This is a genomic window from Pseudomonas sp. St290 (assembly GCF_018325805.1).
In the GTDB taxonomy this organism is placed as follows: domain Bacteria; phylum Pseudomonadota; class Gammaproteobacteria; order Pseudomonadales; family Pseudomonadaceae; genus Aquipseudomonas; species Aquipseudomonas bijieensis.
Map to the genome: position 1 here is coordinate 631,748 of NZ_AP014703.1, position 17,021 is coordinate 648,768.

11 protein-coding genes are annotated in these 17,021 nt (G+C 62.1%); 8 read left to right on the forward strand and 3 right to left on the reverse strand.

Annotation, left to right across the window (positions count from 1 at the left end):
• Positions 1 to 155 precede the first annotated feature (155 nt).
• The 3 genes from PBDP_RS02700 to aceE form a co-directional block, all read right to left on the reverse strand.
• Positions 156 to 1,547, reverse strand: a complete 1,392-nt coding sequence (locus PBDP_RS02700; RefSeq protein ID WP_176688739.1) for an alkaline phosphatase D family protein — start codon at positions 1,545 to 1,547, stop codon at positions 156 to 158.
• Between the two features lie 350 nt (positions 1,548 to 1,897).
• Positions 1,898 to 3,580, reverse strand: coding sequence for a dihydrolipoyllysine-residue acetyltransferase (gene aceF / locus PBDP_RS02705; RefSeq protein WP_212801783.1), 1,683 nt, complete (start codon positions 3,578 to 3,580; stop codon positions 1,898 to 1,900).
• Positions 3,581 to 3,591: 11 nt separating this feature from the next.
• Positions 3,592 to 6,237 carry a pyruvate dehydrogenase (acetyl-transferring), homodimeric type gene (gene aceE, locus PBDP_RS02710; RefSeq protein ID WP_063323231.1) on the reverse strand — a complete coding sequence of 882 codons (2,646 nt, stop codon included), beginning with the start codon at positions 6,235 to 6,237 and terminating at the stop codon, positions 3,592 to 3,594.
• A 382-nt stretch (positions 6,238 to 6,619) separates the two neighbouring features.
• On the opposite strand from aceE, the gene glnE reads away from it, so the two are divergent.
• From glnE to PBDP_RS02750, 8 genes are all read left to right on the forward strand, one after another.
• On the forward strand, positions 6,620 to 9,559 hold the full coding sequence (gene glnE / locus PBDP_RS02715) for a bifunctional [glutamate--ammonia ligase]-adenylyl-L-tyrosine phosphorylase/[glutamate--ammonia-ligase] adenylyltransferase (protein ID WP_109752106.1): 2,940 nt from the start codon (positions 6,620 to 6,622) through the stop codon (positions 9,557 to 9,559).
• Between the two features lie 344 nt (positions 9,560 to 9,903).
• Positions 9,904 to 10,938 (forward strand): lipopolysaccharide heptosyltransferase II, encoded by a 1,035-nt coding sequence (gene waaF / locus PBDP_RS02720; RefSeq protein ID WP_109752107.1) that lies wholly within the window; start codon positions 9,904 to 9,906, stop codon positions 10,936 to 10,938.
• A 1-nt stretch (position 10,939) separates the two neighbouring features.
• Positions 10,940 to 11,998 (forward strand): lipopolysaccharide heptosyltransferase I, encoded by a 1,059-nt coding sequence (waaC, locus tag PBDP_RS02725; protein WP_109752108.1) that lies wholly within the window; start codon positions 10,940 to 10,942, stop codon positions 11,996 to 11,998.
• A complete protein-coding gene (locus tag PBDP_RS02730; RefSeq protein WP_109752109.1) occupies positions 11,998 to 13,122 on the forward strand; it encodes a glycosyltransferase family 4 protein in 1,125 nt (374 codons plus the stop codon). Before waaC ends, PBDP_RS02730 begins: the two co-directional genes overlap by 1 nt.
• On the forward strand, positions 13,119 to 13,925 hold the full coding sequence (gene rfaP / locus PBDP_RS02735; RefSeq protein ID WP_109752110.1) for a lipopolysaccharide core heptose(I) kinase RfaP: 807 nt from the start codon (positions 13,119 to 13,121) through the stop codon (positions 13,923 to 13,925). Before PBDP_RS02730 ends, rfaP begins: the two co-directional genes overlap by 4 nt.
• Complete coding sequence (locus PBDP_RS02740; protein WP_109752111.1) at positions 13,925 to 14,659, forward strand: lipopolysaccharide kinase InaA family protein; 735 nt, start codon at positions 13,925 to 13,927, stop codon at positions 14,657 to 14,659. Before rfaP ends, PBDP_RS02740 begins: the two co-directional genes overlap by 1 nt.
• A complete protein-coding gene (locus PBDP_RS02745; protein ID WP_109752112.1) occupies positions 14,656 to 15,408 on the forward strand; it encodes a lipopolysaccharide kinase InaA family protein in 753 nt (250 codons plus the stop codon). Before PBDP_RS02740 ends, PBDP_RS02745 begins: the two co-directional genes overlap by 4 nt.
• A complete protein-coding gene (locus PBDP_RS02750; protein ID WP_212801784.1) occupies positions 15,408 to 16,868 on the forward strand; it encodes a lipopolysaccharide kinase InaA family protein in 1,461 nt (486 codons plus the stop codon). The genes PBDP_RS02745 and PBDP_RS02750 overlap by 1 nt, the downstream gene beginning before the upstream one ends.
• Positions 16,869 to 17,021: the final 153 nt, after the last annotated feature.

The window sequence follows — 17,021 nt, forward strand, 5'->3', positions numbered from 1 at the left end:
ACGCCCTCGTTATTACGGATTGGCGCAAGGTTGCATCATTGCGGCACTGGCTGACAAGAGAGATGAAGGCCAAGTGCTATAAACCTTTTATCGGCCGACGAGGGGATTTCTCCAGTCGCCGACCGATCAGAGGCCATGGAAGGTACCAGTGCCTGTCATTGCAGTGGTATATCGACGCTCTGCAAGGGGGCGCCGTCCCGGTCGTGGAAAGTGACTTGAAGGCTCTGCGCCGTGACATGCAGGCGGGCGAAGTTGTCTTGGCTCACCACTTTGCTGGTCAGTTCATAGCGATACTGACCGCTTTTGGTGCGGGCCATGGGCCTGTGGAAAATAAAATCCGAGGCTTTTGCAAAAGGCAGCAATTTGCTGTTGTAGAACGGCGAGGAAACCACGGTGTTGACCTCGAAATCAGGATCCTCGCTGTGACGCAATCGGCTGGTCATGGAGCCGTGGACATCGCCCGAGACGAAAACCACGTTTTTGATCCGATGGTGGCGAATGGTTTCAAGCAGGCGCAGGCGTTGTTCGGGGAAGGCCTGCCAGGCATCGCCGTCATTGTGCTTGCTGTCAGGGAAGAACATGACGCTGGTCACGATGAGTTTGACCCGGGCGGGGCTGTCGATGAGCCATTGGAGCAAAGACTGTTCCTGTTCCTCGTCGAGGATGCGTCGGTCGTCCGCCGACAGATTGCGTTGCGTCCGGCTGTCGGTGACGAACCATTGGATATCGCCGTGAGTGAGGATGTACCAGTAGTGCGTTAACGACTTGTTTAATCTTCCGTCGCCCGACAGTTCATGGGCGGGCCCATGGCTGGCCTGATAAAGCCCATAAGCGTCCATGGCATTTGCGTATAGAACGTCGTCGTTGACGGTTTTCCTGGCGGGCCAGTTGTCTTCGATTTCATGGTCGTCGAGGATCATGTAGGTAGGGATACCCGACATTAACTTCCTGATGTGCGGCTGGGTAAACACCGCACGGTACCTGAAGAGAATGTTCTTATAGATTCGGTCCGGGCCGATGACGTTAAGGTCATCGAGATAAACCTGGTCACCGATCATTAACACTGCGCTGATCGGCGGGTTGGCCTGTGCCACGATGCGATTGATACCGGCAAAGGTGCGGTCCCCAAGCCCGGGTAACAACGGGGTGCGGGCGGCGATTCGCAAGTAGCGACAAGAACCCACGATGTAAGCGCGCGGTGCGTTGGTTCTGCTGGCCGGCGTTCGGAAGCAGTAAGTGTTGCGGGGCCATTGCAGCGGCAGTTCCTGGACGGTTTCCACAGTATGGGTGGGGCTCAGGGGGCTGAACCAGCCGGCCTGGTATTCGTAGGCGGTGTCGGGTTGCAGGCCTTTCAACACGATGACATCGGACATGTCGCGGTAGGCCTTCAGTTGGACGAAATGCCCTTTCGACCAGTGGGGATCACCTTGGCGCCTGTGGCGAACTCCGGCGAATACCAGGTTGTTGTCGAGATCGCCTCGCAGGAATATCCGAGCGTGATCCGTTGTCGTGTGGCCGACGATGGGGCCGACGGTAGGTTTGAACATGTTCGAATCCATTCGAAGTTGTAATCGGTGGGGGTAAGCATCAAGTTGCCTTGGCGGTTTGATGCTAAAGCGCCGCGCGTCATAAATATCGAGAGGGGAGGGGGCACAGGTTGTGGGTAATGACTAATAGGGGGCGTAGTCATTTAAAACTTGCGGGGTAGGAAAAGTGCTGGGATGTCTGGCGTACCGCTATCGCGAGCAGGCTCGCTCCCACAGAAGCGCCCGGCCTGCTGACTGGCTTGAATGGCAGGCAAAAAAAGCCCCGCCAAACGGGCGGGGTTGAGGTACGAGCGTGGCGCTCGGAAAACGGCGGTCCGGATGGCCCTCCGCAAAGGGAGGGCCGCCCGGTGTTACAGCAGGATGGTACGGATGTCGCCCAGCAGGTCGCTCAGGCGCTTGGTGAAGCGTGCGGCGGCGGCGCCGTTGATCACACGGTGATCGTAGGACAGCGACAGTGGCAGCATCAGCTTCGGCTGGAAGGCTTTACCGTCCCAGACAGGCTGGATGGTGGCCTTGGAAACACCCAGGATCGCCACTTCCGGCGCATTGACGATCGGCGTGAAGCCGGTGCCGCCAATGTGGCCGAGGCTGGAGATGGTGAAACAGGCGCCCTGCATGTCGTCGGCGGTGAGCTTCTTGTTCCGAGCCTTTTCGGCCAGGGCAGCGGCTTCGCCAGCCAGTTGCAGCAGGCTCTTCTGGTCGACGTTGCGGATGACCGGTACCAGCAGGCCTTCCGGGGTGTCGACGGCAAAGCCGATGTGCACGTATTTCTTGCGGATCACTGCCTTGCCGCTTGGCGCCAGGGAGCTGTTGAAATCCGGCAGTTCCTTGAGCAGGTGCGCGCAGGCCTTGAGCAACAGCGGCAGCACGGTCAGCTTGACGCCGGCCTTTTCCGCCACGGCTTTCTGGGCGACGCGGAAGGCTTCCAGCTCGGTGATGTCGGCCTGGTCGAACTGAGTCACGTGGGGAATGTTCAGCCAGCTGCGATGCAGGCTCGACGCGCCGATCTGCATCAGGCGAGTCATGGCCACTTCTTCGGTTTCGCCGAAGCGGCTGAAGTCCACCGCCGGGATCGGCGGAATGCCCGCGCCGCCAGTGGCGCCTTCGGCCGGTGCGTTCTTGGCCTTCTGCATCATGGCCTTGACGTAGGCCTGCACATCTTCCTTCAGCACGCGACCGTGTGGACCGCTCGGGCCAACGGCAGACAGCTCGACGCCGAATTCACGGGCCAACTGACGCACCGCAGGACCGGCATGCACTTTGGCACCGCTTGGCGCAGGCGCGGCGGCAACAGGCGCAGGAGCCGCTTCGGCCTTGGCCGCAGGCGCGGCGGCTGGCGCTGGAGCTGCTTCGGCCTTGGCCGCAGGCGCGGCGGCTGGCGCTGGAGCTGCTTCAGCCTTGGCGGCAGGCGCAGCGGCTGGGGCTGGCGCGGCTGGTGCCGAGGCGCCCGCTACTTTCAGCTTCAGGATCAGGTCGCCAGTGCCGACTTCGTCGTCCAGCTTGACCTCGACGCTTTCCACCACACCGGCGGCCGGCGATGGGATTTCCATGCTGGCCTTGTCGGATTCCAGGGTGATCAGCGACTGGTCGGCTTCGACGGTGTCGCCAGCCTTGACCAGCACTTCGATGATCTTGGCCTTGCCCGACGAACCGATGTCCGGGACATGAATGTCCTGGACCGTGGCAGCGGCAGGCGCAGCAGCGGGTGCGGGAGCCGCCTCGGCAGCCGGTGCGGCGGCAGGCTTTTCAGCCGCGGCCGGGGCAGCAGCGGGTGCGGCCGCTTCAGGCGCCGCGGCGGCGCCCTCGACTTCCAGCTCCAGCAACTCGTCGCCTTCTTTCAGGCGGTCGCCCAGCTTCACTTTCAGGCTCTTGATCACACCGGCCTTCGGCGCAGGCACTTCCATGCTGGCCTTGTCCGATTCAAGTGTCAGGATGCTCTGGTCGGCTTCGATGCGGTCGCCGACCTTCACAAACAGTTCAATTACTTCACCTTCACCGCTGCCGATGTCAGGTACGCGAATGAGTTCGCTCACGAAAATTCTCCTCAGCAGTCCAGTGGGTTGCGTTTTTCCGGATCGATGCCGAACTTGACGATGGCTTCGGCCACCACTTTCGGTTCGATATCGCCACGGTCAGCCAGGGCTTCCAGGGCTGCCAACACAACGAACTTACGGTCGACTTCGAAGAAGTGACGCAGCTTCTTGCGGCTGTCGCTACGGCCGAAACCGTCGGTGCCCAGCACTTTGAATTCCTTGGAAGGAACCCACTGGCGGATCTGCTCGGCGAACAGCTTCATGTAGTCGGTAGAGGCGATGACCGGACCTTTACGGCCGTTCAGGCATTCTTCGACGTAGCTCAGCTTAGGCTTCTGGCCAGGGTGCAGGCGGTTGCTGCGCTCTACGGCCAGGCCGTCGCGACGCAGTTCGTTGAAGCTGGTGACGCTCCACACGTCGGCACCGACGTTGAACTCTTCACGCAGGATCTTCGCTGCTTCACGCACTTCGCGCAGGATGGTACCGGAGCCCATCAGCTGGACGTGGTGCGCCGCTTCGCGGGTGTCTTCCTCGAGCAGGTACATGCCCTTGACGATGCCTGCCTCGACACCGGCCGGCATGGCTGGCTGCTGGTAGGACTCGTTCATCACGGTGATGTAGTAGAAGACGTCCTGTTGCTCTTCGGTCATCTTCTTCATGCCGTCCTGGATGATCACCGCCAGCTCATAGCCATAGGTCGGATCATAGGTGCGGCAGTTCGGGATGGTCCCGGCCAGCATGTGGCTGTGGCCATCTTCGTGTTGCAGGCCTTCGCCGTTCAGCGTGGTCCGGCCAGCGGTACCGCCGATCAGGAAGCCACGGGTACGGCTGTCGCCGGCCGCCCAGGCCAGGTCGCCGATACGCTGGAAGCCGAACATCGAGTAGAAGATGTAGAACGGCAGCATCGGCTGGTTGTGGCTGGAGTACGAAGTACCGGCGGCAATGAAGGAGCTCATGGCGCCCGCTTCGTTGATGCCTTCTTCGAGGATCTGGCCCTTCTTGTCTTCGCGGTAGAACATCACCTGGTCTTTATCGACTGGCTCGTAGAGCTGGCCGACGGAGGAGTAGATGCCCAACTGACGGAACATGCCTTCCATACCGAAGGTACGGGCTTCGTCCGGGATGATCGGGACGATGCGCTGGCCGATTTCCTTGTCCTTGACCAATTGCGCGAGGATCCGCACGAAGGCCATGGTGGTGGAGATTTCACGGTCGCCCGAGCCGTCCAGGATCGCCTTGAGGGTCTCCAGTGGCGGGGTCGGGACGCTGAAGCTCTTGGCGCGGCGCTGTGGTACGAAACCGCCCAGCGCGGCACGGCGCTCGGCCAGGTAACGGGCTTCGGCGCTGCCTTCTTCCGGCTTGAAGAACGGCAGGTTTTCCAGCTCGCTGTCCTTGACCGGAATGTCGAAGCGGTCGCGGAACAGCTTCAGGCTGTCGACATCGACCTTCTTGGTGTTGTGCGCGGTGTTCTTCGCTTCGCCGGCACCGGTGCCATAACCCTTGATGGTCTTGGCCAGGATGACGGTCGGCTGCTCTTTGTGGTTGACCGCTTCGTGGTACGCCGCATAGACCTTGTACGGGTCGTGGCCGCCACGGTTGAGTTTCCAGATCTCGTCGTCGGACAAGTCGGCAACCATTGCCTTGAGTTCAGGCGTGTTGAAGAAGTGCTCACGGACGAACGCGCCGTCCTTGGCCTTGTAGTTCTGGTACTCGCCGTCGATGACTTCGTCCATGCGACGTTGCAGGATGCCGTCGACGTCCTTGGCCAGCAGTGGGTCCCAGAAACGGCCCCAGATGACTTTGTTGACGTTCCACTGGGCGCCACGGAACACGCCTTCGAGTTCCTGGATGATCTTGCCATTGCCGCGAACCGGGCCGTCGAGGCGCTGCAGGTTGCAGTTGATGACGAAGATCAGGTTGTCCAGCTTCTCGCGGCCGGCCAGGGAGATCGCGCCCAGGGATTCCGGCTCGTCGCACTCGCCGTCACCCATGAAGCACCAGACTTTCTGCTTGCCTGGCTGGATGAAACCACGGGCTTCCAGGTACTTCATGAAGCGCGCCTGGTAGATCGCCTGGATCGGGCCCAGGCCCATGGATACGGTCGGGAACTGCCAGAAGTCTGGCATCAGCCAAGGGTGCGGGTACGAGGACAGGCCGTTGCCGTCCACTTCCTGGCGGAAGTTGTTCATCTGGTCTTCGGAGATGCGGCCTTCCATGAACGCACGGGCGTAGACGCCTGGCGATGCGTGGCCCTGGAAGTAGATCAGGTCGCCGCCGTGTTCGTCGGTCGGGGCCTGGAAGAAGTAGTTGAAACCGATGTCATACAGCGTCGCGCTGGAGGCGAAGCTGGAGATGTGACCGCCCAGGTCAGAATCTTTCAGGTTGGTACGCATGACCATGGCCAACGCGTTCCAACGTACCAGCGAGCGAATGCGGCGTTCCATGAACAGGTCGCCAGGCATGCGTGCTTCGTGGGTAACGGGGATCGTGTTGCGGTACGGCGTGGTGATGGCGTAGGGCAGTTGCGAACCGCTGCGGGTCGCGAGTTCGCCCATACGGGTCATCAGATAATGAGCACGGTCTTCGCCTTCTTTGTCGAGAACCGATTCCAGGGCGTCCAGCCATTCCTGGGTTTCGACGGGATCGAGGTCTTGCATGGCTTGCTCCAGGGCGGAAAGGCTACCAGAATCGGTTGCCTGAGTTTGCGACTGGCCTTGTGGGCAGACGATATAAATTCTTGGATTGCCGAAGGTTGTTTCGGCGGCGTGTAGTTTTACTACAAATCGTTGGCCGTTTCAGCCTTTCGAATGTATAGACGAGTAGTAAAACTACACATGAGCGGCTTATGGCCGCTCGTTTCGTTGTGAGAATAATCGTTACTGTTGGTCTTTAGCCAACTCGAACAGGTAAAAACTTGATGCCGGCTGCCAATAAAATCAGATTTTCAGCTATTTATCATCTTTGTTCGACAGTCGATCAGGTAGTGTCTTCTGAAAAAACACTACATCCAGCCTCTCCCGCGCCGATCAAGGATAGACCATGAGCCTGCCCTCGCTTGCCGAAGTACCGGCCATTCTCCAGTCATTGGTCAGTCGGGCCGAGCAGTCGTTCCGTGCCGCGGTCGCCTTGTTCGACGACGACCACGGGTTGTCTGCCTGGACGCCCGAGCGTTGGGATGCGTTCAAGCGCGTTGCCGCCGCCAGTGATTTTTTCATCGAGCAGAGTCTCCGTGACCCGGCGATGCTGCTGGAGCTGGTGCGCAGCGGCGAACTGGACCGCAGCCTGGCTCCCGGTGAAATGTGCGCACAGATCGGTGCCGCAGTACAGGCCGCCGAGACCGAGGATGAACTGGGACGCGTCCTGCGCCGTCAGCGTACGCGCCAGCAGGTGCGGATCATCTGGCGCGACCTGACCCGCCAGGCCGACCTGGTCCAGACCTGTCGCGATCTCTCGGACATGGCCGACACCTGCATCGACCAAGCCTATCAATGGTTGTACCAGCGCCTCAGTCAGCAATTCGGCACGCCCACCGGACGGCGCAGCGGCGAGCCGCAGCAGATGGTCATCCTGGGCATGGGCAAGCTTGGCGCCGTGGAGCTGAACCTGTCGTCGGACATCGACCTTATTTTCGCCTACCCCGAGGGCGGCGAAACCGTTGGCGTCAAGCGACCGCTGGATAACCAGGAGTTTTTCATCCGTGTCGGCCAGCGCCTGATCAAGGCCCTGGACCCGATGACCGTCGACGGTTTTGTCTTTCGCGTCGACATGCGCCTGCGCCCCTACGGCTCGGCCGGCGCGCTGGTGCTGAGCTTCAATGCCCTGGAGCAGTATTACCAGGACCAGGGCCGCGATTGGGAACGCTACGCCATGATCAAGGCGCGGGTGGTGGCGGGCGATCAGGTGGCCGGTACGCAATTGCTCGACATGTTGCGCCCGTTCGTCTATCGCCGTTACCTGGATTTTTCCGCCATCGAAGCGCTGCGCACCATGAAGCAACTGATCCAGCAGGAGGTGCGGCGCAAGGGCATGGCCGACAACATCAAGCTGGGTTCGGGCGGCATTCGCGAGGTGGAATTCATTGCCCAGGCGTTCCAACTGATCCACGGCGGTCGCGACTTGAGCTTGCAGCAGCGGCCGTTGCTCAAAGTGCTGGGCACCCTGGAAGGCCAGGGCTATCTGCCGGCCAAGGTGGTCGACGAGTTGCGCCAGGGGTATGAGTTCCTGCGTTATACCGAGCACGCTATCCAGGCCATCGCCGACCGCCAGACCCAGATGTTGCCGGACAGCCCACAGGATCAGGCGCGCATTGCATTCATGCTGGGTTTTGCCGACTGGTCGGCCTTTCACGAGCAATTGATGTACTGGCGCGGGCGTGTGGCCTGGCATTTCGGCCAGGTCATCGCCGACCCGGATGAAGAGGAGGGCGGGGAAAGCGAAGTGGTGGTGGGTGGCGAATGGTTGCCCTTGTGGGAAGACAGCCAGGATGAAGAGGCGGCATGTCGTCAGTTGCAGGACGGTGGCTTCGTCGATGCACCCAAGGCCCTCAAGGCACTGGCTGCCTTGCGCGCGAGCCCGCAACTGCGCGCCATGCAGCGCCTGGGGCGCGAGCGTCTGGATGCCTTCATTCCACGCCTGTTGGCCCAGGCCGTGGAGCATGCCAATCCGGACCTGGTGCTGGAGCGGGTGCTGCCATTGGTAGAGGCTGTCGCCCGCCGTTCGGCCTATCTGGTGTTGCTGACGGAAAACCCCGGAGCCCTGCGACGCTTGCTGACGCTGTGCGCGGCGAGCCCTTGGATAGCGGAACAAATCACCCGTTTCCCATTGTTGCTCGATGAATTGCTCAATGAGGGCCGGCTGTTCAAGCCGCCCCTGGCGCCGGAGTTGGCGGCGGAGTTGCGTGAGCGCCTGACGCGCATTCCCGAGGATGATCTGGAGCAACAGATGGAGGCGTTGCGGCATTTCAAGCTGGCGCATCGCCTGCGGGTAGCGGCTTCGGAAATCGCCGGCAGCCTGCCGCTGATGAAAGTCAGCGATTACCTGACCTGGCTGGCCGAGGCGATTCTCGAGCAAGTGCTGGCCCTGGCCTGGCGCCAGACGGTGACCAAGCACGGCGTGCCATTGCGCACCGATGGCAGTCTGTGCGATCCGGGCTTCATTATTGTCGGTTATGGGAAAGTCGGCGGGCTGGAACTGGGGCATGGTTCCGACCTGGACCTGGTGTTCATCCACGATGGCGACCCTCAGGCGGAAACCGATGGCCCGAAACCCATCGACGGCGCGCAGTTCTTCACCCGGCTTGGCCAGCGGATCATCCACCTGCTGACCGCCCAGACCAACTCCGGGCAGTTGTACGAAGTGGATATGCGCCTGCGACCGTCCGGGGCGTCGGGGTTGCTGGTCAGTTCCCTTGGGGCGTTTGCCCGTTATCAGGAGAATGAAGCCTGGACCTGGGAACACCAGGCATTGGTGCGAGCCCGGGTGCTGGTGGGCAGCCAGGACGTGGGCCAGGCGTTCGAGAAGGTCCGCGCCCAGGTGCTGGGACGCAAGCGTGACTTGCCGATGCTGCGCCAGGAAGTCAGCGAAATGCGCGCCAAGATGCGGGACAACCTTGGCAGCAAGGCCACCGCCGCCGGGACTGCGCCGAATGCCTTCGAGGCCGCGGCGCCCTTCGACCTCAAGCAGGACGCCGGAGGTATCGTCGATATTGAATTTATGGTGCAATACGCGGCCCTGGCGTGGTCCGAGGAACACCCTTCGCTGGTGCGCTACACCGATAACATCCGCATCCTGGACGGGTTGCAGGAGCTCGGGTTGATGCCGGCCGAAGATGCCACGCTGTTGCGCGAAGCATATAAAGCCTACCGCTCCGCTGCCCACCGCCAGGCCTTGCAGAAAGATACCGGGGTGATCGCAGGCGACCAGTTCGTGGATGAACGCCGGCAGGTCTTGCGGATCTGGCGGGAGCTGGGGCTGAGCTGAGTATTGAATGAATGTGGGAGCGAGCCTGCTCGCGATGGCGGAGTGTCAGGCGACATTGAGGTTGGATGTGATGGCCTCATCGCGAGCAAGCTCGCTCCCACAGTGGATTTGCGGTGCGGCACCGTACTTGAAACAGATGAAGGCCCCTTGTGGGAGCGAGCCTGCTCGCGATGGCGGAGTGTCAGGCGACATTGATGTTGAATGTACCGGCCTCATCGCGAGCAGGCTCACTCCCACAGTTGATGGGGGGGTGTTGTAGATTAGGGCAACAGGCAACGACCTAAGCCACAGTGATTCTCGAGGCGGGGAGGCGTAGGCCTCCCTGTATCGTTTTTGGAAAGCACATGAATATTCTGATCGTTGGGCCCAGTTGGGTCGGTGACATGGTGATGGCGCAGACACTGTTTCAGTGCCTGAAACAGCGCCATCCGCAGTGCGAAATCGACGTCCTGGCCCCCGAGTGGAGCCGGCCGATCCTTGAGCGCATGCCCGAAGTACGCAAGGCCTTGAGCTTCCCGCTCGGCCACGGCGTGTTGGAACTGGCGACCCGTCGGCGTATCGGCAAATCCCTGGCCGGCCAGTACGACCAGGCGATCCTGTTGCCCAATTCGTTGAAATCGGCACTGGTGCCGTTCTTCGCCCGTATCCCCAAGCGCACCGGCTGGCGTGGCGAGTTTCGCTACGGCCTGCTCAACGATGTGCGCACACTGGATAAAGAACGTTATCCGCTGATGATCGAGCGCTTCATGGCCCTGGCCTACGAGCCTGGGGTCGAGTTGCCCAAACCCTATCCGCGACCGAGCCTTGCGATCGACCCGGTGACCCGTGAAGCGGCGCTGGCCAAGTTCGGCCTGAGCCTGGATCGTCCGGTGCTGGCTCTCTGTCCGGGTGCCGAGTTCGGTGAATCCAAGCGCTGGCCGGCGGAGCATTACGCCCAGGTTGCCGAGGCGAAGATTCGCGAAGGCTGGCAAGTCTGGCTGTTCGGCTCGAAAAAAGATCATCCGGTGGGCGAGGACATCCGCTCGCGGTTGATCCCGGGGCTTCGGGAAGAGTCGGTGAACCTCAGCGGCGACACCTCCCTGGCCGAGGCCATCGACCTGCTGTCCTGCGCCGATTCCGTGGTGTCCAACGACTCCGGCCTGATGCACGTGGCCGCCGCCCTGAATCGGCCATTGGTGGCGGTCTACGGCTCTACTTCGCCAGGCTTCACACCACCGTTGGCCGACAAGGTCGAAGTCGTGCGCCTGGGCATCGAGTGCAGCCCGTGCTTCGACCGCACCTGCCGCTTCGGTCATTACAACTGCCTGCGCCAGCTTATGCCGCCTGCCGTGAACGAAGCCTTGGAACGTTTGCAAGGCACACCCGTGGAGGTCCGGTAACTTGCGGGTATTGCTGATCAAGACCTCTTCGCTGGGGGATGTGGTTCATACCCTGCCGGCGCTGACCGACGCGGCGCGAGCGATTCCTGGCATCAAGTTCGATTGGGTGGTGGAAGAAGGCTTCGCCGAAATCCCCACCTGGCACCCGGCCGTGGGCAAGGTCATCCCGGTGGCGATCCGGCGCTGGCGCAAGAACCTCTGGCAAACCATCAAGAGTGGCGAATGGCGACGCTTCAAACAGAACGTGCGGGCCGAAAAGTACGACCTGGTGATCGACGCCCAGGGCCTGCTGAAAAGCGCCTGGCTGACCCGCTACGTCAAGGCCCCGGTCGCCGGCCTGGATAAGCACTCGGCCCGCGAACCCCTGGCGGCGCGCTTTTATTCCCGGCGCCTGGCGGTGGCCCGTGGTCAGCATGCGGTCGAGCGCGTGCGCCAGTTGTTTGCTCTGGCGCTGGGCTATGACTTGCCGCAAACCCAGGGCAGTTATGGCCTCGACATCGACCGATTGGTGGAATTGCCACGCCCCTACCCCTACGTGGTGTTCCTGCACGGCACGACCTGGGAGTCCAAGCATTGGCCCGAACTTTACTGGCGCCAGCTCACCGAGCGCATGGGGCAGTTCGGAGTGGTGGTAAAACTGCCGTGGGGCAACCCCGCCGAAAAGGCCCGGGCCGAACGCATCGCCAGCGGGCTGCGCAACGCCTTGGTACTGCCGAAACTGAACCTGGGCGGGATGGGCAAGGTGCTTGCCGGCGCCCAGGCCTGCGTGGCCGTGGACACCGGTCTGGGGCATCTGGCCGCGGCCCTGGACGTGCCGACCATTTCGCTGCTCGGTCCGACCAATCCGGTGCTGACCGGCGCCTACGGCAAGGGCCAGATTCACCTCGCCAGTGATTTCCCCTGCGCGCCGTGCATGCAGAAACAATGCACTTACCCGCCGACCGCCGAAGATGCTCGGCGGTTTGACCTGAAACGCGAGCAGCCCCTGTGCTTCACGCGTCTGAACCCCGAGCGTGTTGCCAGCCACCTGAGCACGTTATTGGCTGAGGAGCCGCGCTGATGCAATTGGCTTTTGTCCTTTACAAGTACTTCCCCTTTGGTGGCCTGCAGCGTGACTTCATGCGCATCGCCCTGGAATGCCAGCGACGCGGCCACCAGATCCGTGTCTACACGCTGATCTGGGAAGGCGACGTGCCGCCTGGCTTCGAGGTGCTGGTGGCGCCGGTCAAGGCGCTGTTCAACCATCGCCGCAACGAGAAGCTCAGTGCGTGGATGGAGGCCGATCTGGCCAAGCGCCCGGTGGACCGTTTGATCGGCTTCAACAAAATGCCCGGCCTGGACGTGTACTACGCCGCCGACGGCTGCTTCGAAGACAAGGCGCAGAACCTGCGCAATTCGCTGTACCGGCGCTGGGGTCGCTACCGGCATTTCGCCGAGTACGAGCGGGCGGTGTTCGCCAAGGACGCCAAGACTGACGTGCTGATGATCTCCGAAGTCCAGCAGCCACTGTTCATCAAGCATTACGGCACGCCGCTGGAACGCTTTCACCTGCTGCCACCGGGCATCGCCCAGGACCGCCGTCGGCCCGCCGATGCCGAGGAGATCCGCGCGGCGTTCCGGGCTGAATTCGAGCTGGCCGCCGACGACCTGCTGCTGGTGCAGATCGGCTCCGGGTTCAAGACCAAGGGCGTGGATCGCAGCCTCAAGGCCCTGGCCGCGTTGCCAGCCGAACTGCGAAAACGCACCCGACTGTTTGTAATCGGCCAGGACGACCCCAAAGTATTCCAACTGCAGAGCGCTGCGTTGGGGCTCGGTGACAATGTGCGGTTCCTCAAGGGCCGCAGCGACATCCCGCGTTTCCTGTTGGGCGCAGACCTGTTGATCCATCCGGCGTACAACGAGAACACTGGCACCGTGCTGCTCGAAGCGCTGGTGGCCGGGTTGCCGGTACTGGTCAGCGCGGTATGTGGGTACGCCCATTACATCGCCGAGGCCGACAGTGGCCTGGTGCTCGACGAGCCGTTCGAACAAGCCCAGCTCAACGAATACCTGGAGCGCATGTTGAACGACGCCGATGCCCGGGCGGCCTGGAGCCGCAATGGTCTGGCCTTCGCCGAGACGGCCGACCTCTACAGCATGCCGCAGCACGCGGCCGATGTGATATTGGCGGAGCACGCACAATGAAATTGATGCTGGCCGAACCGTTCAAGAGCCTTTGGGCCGGGCGCGATGCGTTCGCCGAAGTCGAGGCGCTCAAGGGCGAGGTCTATCGCGAACTGGAAGCCCGGCGCACCTTGCGCACGGAGGTGGACGGTCGTGGTTTTTTCGTGAAGATCCACCGCGGTATCGGTTGGGGCGAGATCTTCAAGAACCTGTTCACCGCCAAGCTGCCGGTACTCGGCGCGGGTCAGGAGTGGAAGGCGATCCAGCGTTTGCAGGAAGTCGGCGTACCGACCATGACGGCTGTAGCCTACGGCGAGAAAGGCCGCAACCCGGCGGACCAGCATTCGTTCATCGTCACCGAAGAGCTGGCGCCGACCGTCAGCCTCGAAGACTTCAGCATCGACTGGGTCAAGCAGCCGCCGCAACCGACACTCAAGCGTGCCCTGATCGCCGAAGTGGCGCGCATGACCGGCATGATGCATCGCGCCGGGGTCAATCATCGTGACTGCTACATCTGCCACTTCCTGTTGCATACCGACAAGCCGGTGACGCCGGCGGATTTCAAACTCTCGGTGATCGACCTGCACCGCGCCCAGACCCGCCCGGCCATCACCACTCGCTGGCGCAACAAGGACCTGGCGGCACTGTATTTCTCGGCGCTGGACATCGGCCTGACCCGCCGCGACAAGTTGCGTTTCCTCAAGGGCTATTTCCAGCAGCCGTTACGGCGGATCCTCGCCGAAGAGGCTGCGTTGCTGGCCTGGCTCGAAGGCAAGGCCAACAAGCTGTATGCCCGCAAGCAGCGGTACGGGGACGCGCTCTGATGTCGGGTTGGAATCTGGAACCTGCGTACGTCGAGCTGGCGCAGGACTTTGGCAGTCTCGACGCGGTGTTCGCGTTGCAAGGGGAGCGTTTGACCCGTGACCCGTTGTCAGAGGTGATCCGGGTGCAGCGCAACGGCGTGAACTATTACGTCAAGCGCTACGTCGGCGCCGGCAAGGGTTTGCGCCGCTACCTGGGCAAGCCGCGGGTCAAGTCCGAGTGGCAGAACCTCAAGCGCTTCGCCAAATGGGGCATCCCCACCGCCGAAGTCGTGGGCTGGGGCTTGGAGCGAAACGGCGCGACTTATGCCCGTGGCGCGCTGATCACCCGCGAACTGCCGCATACCGAAGACCTCTCGGCCCTGGCCGAGCGGCACGACCCGCGACTGGCGGATCGCGCCTGGGTCGATGGCGTGAGCCGGCAATTGGCCGGCTACACGCGGACCATGCACGACCATCGCTTCACCCATAACGATCTGAAGTGGCGCAACCTGTTGATCGACGATCGCTCGCGGCTGTTTCTGATCGACTGTCCAAACGGCGACTTCTGGCGTGGTTTCTGGCTCAAGTACCGTATCACCAAGGATTTGGCGTGCCTGGATAAAGTGGCCAAATACCATTTGTCGGCCACGCAGCGCCTGCGTTTTTATCTGCAATACCGTCAGCGCGACCGGCTCGATGCGTGCGACAAGAAACGCATCCGTCACGTGGTGAGATTTTTCGAGGGGCGTGAATGACTGATTTTCTGGCCGCTGAAGACCGGGCGTTGTTGCAGCGTCATGGCCTGGACAGCTTCGAGGCCTTGTGGGCGCGGCAACTGGAGGCGGTGGACGAACCCAACACCTCGGGCGACGGCTGGAGCAGCGTGTTCCGACTGGAGCTGGAAGGGCAGGGTTATTACCTCAAGCGCCAGAGCAATTACCTGACCCGAACCTGGTCCCACCCGTTTGGCGAACCGAGTTTTTCCCGGGAGTTTCGCAACATCAGCCGTTATCGCCAGTTGGGGATTCCGGCCCTGCAAGCGGTGTTCTACGGCCAGCGCAAAGTGGATGGCGAGGTGCGAGCGATCCTGCTGACCCGCGCCCTGGATGGCTGGGACGACCTGGATTCACTCTTGCAACGCTGGCCGAGCCTGACGACGGCGCAGCGCACCACCATCCTCGACGCCTGCGGTCAGTTGGCGCGGCGACTGCACGGCATGCATCAGGTGCACGGCTGCTTTTATCCGAAACACATCTTCCTGCAAGCCACCGCCAGCGGTTACCAGGCGCAATTGATCGACCTGGAAAAGACCCGGCCACTGCTGTTCGGCCAACGGGATCGGGTCAAGGACCTGGAGCCTCTGCTGCGTCGCGCGGCAGTCTGGAGCGATGCCGATGTGCGCCAATTGCTGTCTACCTACCTGGACCAGCCGCTCGACAGTGGGCTGGTCGACAGCTGGATGACCCGCCTGACCGCCCGGCGTAGCCACAAGGAAGCCCGTTGATGCATTTGTCCGAATTGAAGAATGCAGGCCGCAGCCCCAGCCTGCCGCTGAGCCTGGAACTGGCCGACGCTGCTGGCGCGGCGCAATTGCAGCTGCTTTCGCTGTTGCGGGTGTTGCCGGGGCAGCGTTATGTCGGCGCGGGCGTCTGGCGTGGTCGGCCGGTGCTGGCCAAATTATTGGTGGGCAGCAAGGCCGCCCGGCATTTTCAGCGGGAACTGCAAGGCGTGCGCTTGCTGGCCGAGCAAGGGTTGACCACGCCGTTATTGCTCGCCGATGGCCTGAAAGAGGGTGAAGGCGGCTGGTTGTTGTTCCAATTGCTCGAAGACGCCGAGAGCCTGGGCGATGCCTGGAAACAGGTCGAACACCTGCCGTTGCTGGCCGACGAGCAGGCGGCGGTGCTGGCCGAAGCCCTCGGCGCCATCGCGCAACTGCACGGCAAAGGCCTCTGGCAGGAAGACCTGCACCTGGACAATCTGCTGCGCCATGACGGCCAGCTCTATTTGATCGACGGCGCTGGCATCCGCGCTGAGACCCCGGGGCAACCGTTGTCGCGGCAGAAGGTCCTGGAGAACCTGGGGGTATTTTTCGCCCAGTTGCCCAAAGCCCTCCAGCCGTTCAATGAAGAGCTGCTGGTGTATTACCTGCTGGGCAACGCCGAACACGCGCTGCCCATGGAAGCGTTGCAAAAACAGATCGACAAGGTGCAAGCCTGGCGTCTCAAGGACTTCCTGGCAAAAGTCGGGCGTGAGTGCAGCCTGTTCAGTGTGCAGCGCGGGGCGTTCGGCCTGCGGGCGGTCCGTCGTGATGAAGAAGCGGCGATGACGCCGGTGCTGGAGCAGGCCGATGCGTTGCTTGACCAGGGCCATCTGTACAAGACCGGTGGCGCGGCCAGCGTCGGCAAAGTCGAGGCGAACGGTCGTACCTTGGTGATCAAGCGCTACAACATCAAGAACTTCGCCCACTGGCTCAAGCGCTTCTGGCGCCCGAGTCGTGCCTGGCATTCCTGGCGCGAAGGCCATCGCCTGGCTTTCCTCGGCATTGCCACACCCAAGCCGCTGGCTTTGCTGGAGAAGCGCTTCCTGTGGTTGCGCCGCGGCGCCTACCTGGTCACCGAACACCTGGCGGGGCCGGACATCATCGAGCGCTTCGGCCCTTACGTGGAGAACGGTGAAGCCCCCGAAGCTGAATTGCTGGCGCTGGATCGCTTGTTTGCCGACCTGATCCGCGAGCGCATCAGCCATGGCGACTTCAAGGGCCACAACCTGTTCTGGCAGCACGACCGCTGGGCGCTGATCGACCTCGACTCCATGTGCCAACACCGCACCCAGGCCAGCTTCGCCCCGGCCTACGCCCGGGATCGCGCGCGGTTCATGCGCAATTGGCCGCAGGACAGTGCGTTGTATCGGGTGATTGATGGGCGGTTGCCCAAAACAATCGATAGCGCCTCGTCCGCCCTATGAATCGCAAGTGAAGACCGTGCTGTTCACGTGAGGTCGCCGATGCACCGTGGCGAGGGAGCTTGCTCCCGCTGGGCTGCGCAGCAGCCCCAAAAAGGCCGGCGCATTCCCGCAGGAAAACCGCATCAACCGGTTTACGACGGCTGCGCCGCCGAG

What these genes read in the sequence shown, in the direction of transcription:
- PBDP_RS02740 (WP_109752111.1), top strand. Translation starts at nt 13,925, where the DNA reads ATGTCGGGTTGGAATCTGGAACCTGCGTACGTCGAGCTGGCGCAGGAC.
- aceE (WP_063323231.1), bottom strand. Translation starts at nt 6,237, where the DNA reads ATGCAAGACCTCGATCCCGTCGAAACCCAGGAATGGCTGGACGCCCTG.
- PBDP_RS02700 (WP_176688739.1), bottom strand. Translation starts at nt 1,547, where the DNA reads ATGTTCAAACCTACCGTCGGCCCCATCGTCGGCCACACGACAACGGAT.
- PBDP_RS02745 (WP_109752112.1), top strand. Translation starts at nt 14,656, where the DNA reads ATGACTGATTTTCTGGCCGCTGAAGACCGGGCGTTGTTGCAGCGTCAT.
- rfaP (WP_109752110.1), top strand. Translation starts at nt 13,119, where the DNA reads ATGAAATTGATGCTGGCCGAACCGTTCAAGAGCCTTTGGGCCGGGCGC.
- PBDP_RS02730 (WP_109752109.1), top strand. Translation starts at nt 11,998, where the DNA reads ATGCAATTGGCTTTTGTCCTTTACAAGTACTTCCCCTTTGGTGGCCTG.
- waaF (WP_109752107.1), top strand. Translation starts at nt 9,904, where the DNA reads ATGAATATTCTGATCGTTGGGCCCAGTTGGGTCGGTGACATGGTGATG.
- glnE (WP_109752106.1), top strand. Translation starts at nt 6,620, where the DNA reads ATGAGCCTGCCCTCGCTTGCCGAAGTACCGGCCATTCTCCAGTCATTG.
- PBDP_RS02750 (WP_212801784.1), top strand. Translation starts at nt 15,408, where the DNA reads ATGCATTTGTCCGAATTGAAGAATGCAGGCCGCAGCCCCAGCCTGCCG.